This is a genomic window from Pseudomonas sp. FG98, assembly GCF_057808595.1.
The window spans coordinates 1-4,252 of the sequence record NZ_JBMDIJ010000168.1 but is presented as its reverse complement, the minus strand read 5'-3'; the positions used below and the strand labels follow the sequence as shown (position 1 = coordinate 4,252).

6 protein-coding genes are annotated in these 4,252 nt (G+C 63.7%); all 6 read left to right on the top strand.

Annotated elements, in window-relative coordinates:
- The first annotated feature begins 221 nt into the window (after positions 1-221).
- Positions 222-761, top strand: coding sequence for a TetR/AcrR family transcriptional regulator (locus tag ACODSK_RS32470; protein WP_489022237.1), 540 nt, complete (start codon positions 222-224; stop codon positions 759-761).
- Between the two features lie 22 nt (positions 762-783).
- Entirely contained in the window at positions 784-1,617 is an 834-nt protein-coding gene (locus ACODSK_RS32465; protein WP_489022236.1) for an alpha/beta fold hydrolase, read from the top strand.
- Positions 1,618-1,661: 44 nt separating this feature from the next.
- Positions 1,662-2,102, top strand: a complete 441-nt coding sequence (locus tag ACODSK_RS32460; RefSeq protein WP_489022234.1) for an acyl-CoA thioesterase — start codon at positions 1,662-1,664, stop codon at positions 2,100-2,102.
- Positions 2,099-2,539, top strand: coding sequence for a GNAT family N-acetyltransferase (locus tag ACODSK_RS32455; protein ID WP_489022232.1), 441 nt, complete (start codon positions 2,099-2,101; stop codon positions 2,537-2,539). The genes ACODSK_RS32460 and ACODSK_RS32455 overlap by 4 nt, the downstream gene beginning before the upstream one ends.
- 77 nt (positions 2,540-2,616) lie before the next feature.
- The gene (locus tag ACODSK_RS32450; RefSeq protein WP_489022230.1) at positions 2,617-3,579 is read left to right on the top strand and encodes a tRNA dihydrouridine synthase; all 963 of its coding nucleotides are present in this window, start codon (positions 2,617-2,619) and stop codon (positions 3,577-3,579) included.
- A 113-nt stretch (positions 3,580-3,692) separates the two neighbouring features.
- The gene (locus ACODSK_RS32445; RefSeq protein ID WP_489022228.1) at positions 3,693-4,139 is read left to right on the top strand and encodes an Hsp20 family protein; all 447 of its coding nucleotides are present in this window, start codon (positions 3,693-3,695) and stop codon (positions 4,137-4,139) included.
- Positions 4,140-4,252 lie beyond the last annotated feature (113 nt).

Sequence of the window (4,252 nt, the reverse complement as noted above, 5' to 3'; positions counted from 1 at the left end):
AGGACACCGCCCTTTCACGGCGGTAACAGGGGTTCGAGTCCCCTAGGGGACGCCATTTTATCCGCTCTGCGGAATTTCAAGGCTCATTCGATTATTGAATGAGCCTTTTGTTTTTTCCCTCGAAAAAGTTTTTGCCCGGTTCGACAAGCGGACGGGGCAAGGGCTTGCCAAAAAATATTATGAGCATAATATTAAACCCATAATATTTCCCGGTGACCGCCATGAGCGACAAAAAAGCCAAGACCCGCGAACGCATCCTCGATGCCGCCCGTTGTGCACTGATCCAGCAAGGCCCCGCCGATGCCAGCGTCAACCAGGTAATGGGTGCCGCAGGACTGACCGTGGGTGGCTTCTACGCCCACTTCGACAGCAAGGAGGCGCTGATGCTGGAGGCCTTCAACCAGTTGCTCGGCGAGCGCCGCGCCCTGCTGTCCCAGGTCGATCCGACGCTGGACGGTCAATCCCGGCGCGCTCTGGTCGCGGCCTTCTACCTGTCGCGCAAGCACCGCGATTCCAAGGTCGATGCCTGCCCGCTACCCGCCACCCTCAGCGAAATGACCCGCCTGCCCGACGATTTTCGCCTGGCCCTGGCCGAACACATCGAGCTGATGACCGCGCAACTGGTCGACAGCCCGGAAGACGCCGACAAATTTCTCGCCGACCTCGCCCTGATGGTCGGCGGTCTGGCCCTGGCGCGTGCCTTGGGCACCGATGAACTGTCCGATCGCATTCTGCGCGCCGCCAAATCGGCGGTGATCTGAACCCACCCACTGGAGCGAAGCGATGAATACCCTGAGCTGGATTCGTGGCGTCAATGGCACGTTGGGACGGTTGGTTCCCGGGCATATCGCCAGCAAGATGCACCGCGCCTTCATGACCCCCTATACCAAGCCGCCGCGGGACTGGGAGTTGCCCATCCTGGCCCAGGCCGAGCGCATCACCCTGCGTTTCGGGCTGTCCGCCTTGCGCTGGGGGCAAGGCCCCACGGTGCTGCTGATGCACGGTTGGGAAGGGCGGCCGACCCAGTTCGCCCGCCTGATCGAGGCGCTGGTGGAGGCCGGTTACACGGCGGTGGCCCTGGATGGTCCAGGTCATGGTCGCTCACCAGGGGATGAGGCACATGTCGGCTTGTTCGCCCGGGCGATGCTGGAGGCGGCGGCGGAGTTGCCTCCCCTGAAGGCCGTTATCGGTCATTCCATGGGCGGTGCCAGCGTCCTGCTCGCCTTGCAGTGGGGGCTGCGTGCCGAGGCTGTGGTCAGCATCGCCTCGCCCTCGCGGCTGATCGGCGTGCTGCGCGGGTTTGCCCGTCGTCTCAACCTGCCGCCTCGGGCGCGCTCAGCCTTTATCCGCAAGGTCGAGCGGGATGTCGGGGTGGCCATCGAGCGCCTGGACGTGAGCGGTTACCAACTGGATATTCCTGGCCTGGTGGTGCACGCCCGGGATGATCAACTGGTCCCCGCCAGCGAAGCGCAACTGATCCACGACGCCTGGTTCGACAGCCGCCTGCTGATGCTGGAAGAGGGCGGGCACCAGCGCGTCCTGGCTGATCCGCGAGTGATCGAGGGCGTGCTCGATCTGCTGCAACGCAGCGCGAGGCCATTGCGCCAATCGGCGTGATCATCCGTTACACTCTTGCCCGTTCATCACACAGGGGAGCGGGCATGAGCTGGGATCTGGCAACGCCATTCGTCATCGACCTGCGGGTCGGTGCCGAGGATATCGACGGACTGGGGCACGCCAACAACGCGGTCTACGTCACCTGGCTGGAGCGCTGCGCCTGGCGCCATTCCCAGCGACTGGGCCTGGACCTGGTCGAATATCGCCGGCTGGACCGGGCCATGGCGGTGGTACGCCATGAAATCGACTACCTGGCCAGCGCCTACGAAGACGACGAGCTGCAATTGGCAACCTGGATCGTCGACTGGGACCAGCGCCTGAAAATGACCCGGCATTTCCAGCTGGTTCGCCCAAGCGACGGCACCACCCTGCTGCGCGCTCAGACCACCTTCGTCTGCATCGAGTTGTCCACAGGCAAGCCCAAGCGCATGCCTCAGGAATTCCTTGAAGGCTATGGCCAGGCGCTGCTGGAGAAGCAGGCTTGATCCGTCAGGCCCTGATTGGCGACGAAGCAGCAGTGCGTCAGGTGGTGCAGGCGGCCTACCTGCCTTATGTCGCCAGTATCGGCGTGCGTCCCGGTCCGCTGGATGACGACTATGCCGAGCTGATCCGCCAGCAACAGGTCTGGTTGTTCGAAGACGGCCAGCGGGCCTGCGCCGTACTGGTGCTGTGTGCCGAGCCCGAGGCGATGCTGCTGTCCAATGTCGCGGTGGATCCGGCCTGCCAGGGCCGTGGCCTGGGTCGCCAGTTCATCGATTTCGCCGAAGCCCGCGCCCGCCAGGCCGGGTACGCGCTGATCCGCCTCTACACCAACGCCGCCATGGCGGGGAATGTGCTGCTTTATCAGCGTCTCGGCTATCGCGAGACTCATCGTGGTGTCGAGCACGGCTTCAATCGTGTGTTCATGGAAAAAACGCTGTAGGCCGCCACCGACCGCCAGCCCTTCCGTTTGCGCCAAACCTGTTTACCATGTGCGCAATTTTTCCGAGGCTTTCCCCCATGCAAATTGCCCTGGCCCCGATGGAGGGGCTGGTCGACGACATCATGCGCGACATCCTGACCCGGGTCGGCGGCATCGACTGGTGCGTGACCGAGTTCATCCGTGTCTGCGACCGGGTGTTGCCCGAGGCCACGTTCCACAAGATGGCCTCGGAGCTGGCACACGGCTCGCGCACGCCTGCCGGCGTACCGATGCGCGTGCAATTGCTCGGCTCCGATCCCGTGTGCCTGGCCGACAATGCGGCGCTGGCCTGCGAACTGGGCGCGCCGGTGATCGACCTGAACTTCGGTTGCCCGGCCAAGACCGTTAACAAGTCCCGGGGCGGGGCGGTGCTGCTCAAGGAACCGGAGCTGCTGTTCCGTATCGTCAGCGAGGTGCGCAAGGCGGTGCCGGCGCATATCCCGGTGACCTCGAAGATGCGCCTGGGCTTCGAAACCCCGGACGGCGCACTGGACTGCGGCCGGGCTTTGGCCGAGGGTGGTTCGGCGCACCTGGTGGTGCACGCGCGAACCAAGGTCGAGGGCTACAAGCCGCCGGCCCATTGGGAGTGGGTGGCCAAGGTGCAGGATGTGGTCAAGGTGCCGGTGTTCGCCAATGGCGAGGTCTGGACCCTCGACGACTGGCGACGCTGCCGTGAGGTCAGCGGGGTCAAGGACATCATGCTGGGGCGCGGCCTGGTCTCCCGTCCGGACCTGGCCCGGCAGATCGCCGCGGTGCGCGACGGTGTCGATTTCGTGCCGATGGACTGGGCGGCGCTGATGCCGCTGATCCAGGACTTCTGGCGCCGGGTCCGCGTCGAGCTGACCCCGCGTTCGGCGCCGGGGCGCTTGAAGCAGTGGCTGGCGATGCTGACCCGCAGTTACCCGGAAGCGACCGCGCTGTTCACCGCCGTGCGCCGCGAGACCGACTGTGACCAGATCGGCCTGCTGCTGGGCGTGGAACCACTGGTCGTCGCTGCGTAGGAAATTTTACCGGTCATGCTTGAAATCGGTTTGGTGGTCCATATCTAGGGAGTACGCGATGCCGAAGTCGGGTCGCGTCAATCCCAACTCGCTGATTATTCAGGAGATGTACCATGACTACCGCTTTTTCCCTGGCTCCACTGTTCCGTCATTCCGTAGGTTTCGACCGTTTCAACGACCTGTTCGAATCCGCGGCGCGTAATGAGGCGGGTAGCAGCTACCCACCCTACAACGTTGAAAAACATGGCGATGACCACTATCGGATCGTTGTTGCCGCCGCCGGCTTCCAGGAGGCAGACCTCGATCTGCAAGTGGAAAAAGGCGTGCTGACCGTCACTGGCGGCAAGCGCGACAACAGCGGCAATGCAAGCGTCACCTACCTGCACCAGGGCATTGCCCAGCGTGCCTTCAAGCTGTCCTTCCGCCTGGCCGACCATATCGAAGTCAAGTCGGCGGCCCTGGCCAACGGCCTGCTCAGCGTCGATCTGCTGCGGGTGGTACCGGAAGAGGCGAAGGCCAAGCGCATCCCGATCAACGGGGACAAGCCTGCGCTGAACTGAATGCAGGTTGAGTGAAAGAGAAGGGCGCCTATGCAGGCGCCCTTTTTTGTTGCTCTCTCGGGCCTCATCGCTGGCAAGCTGTTCTGGTCAAGTTTTTCCGGACACCGATTACG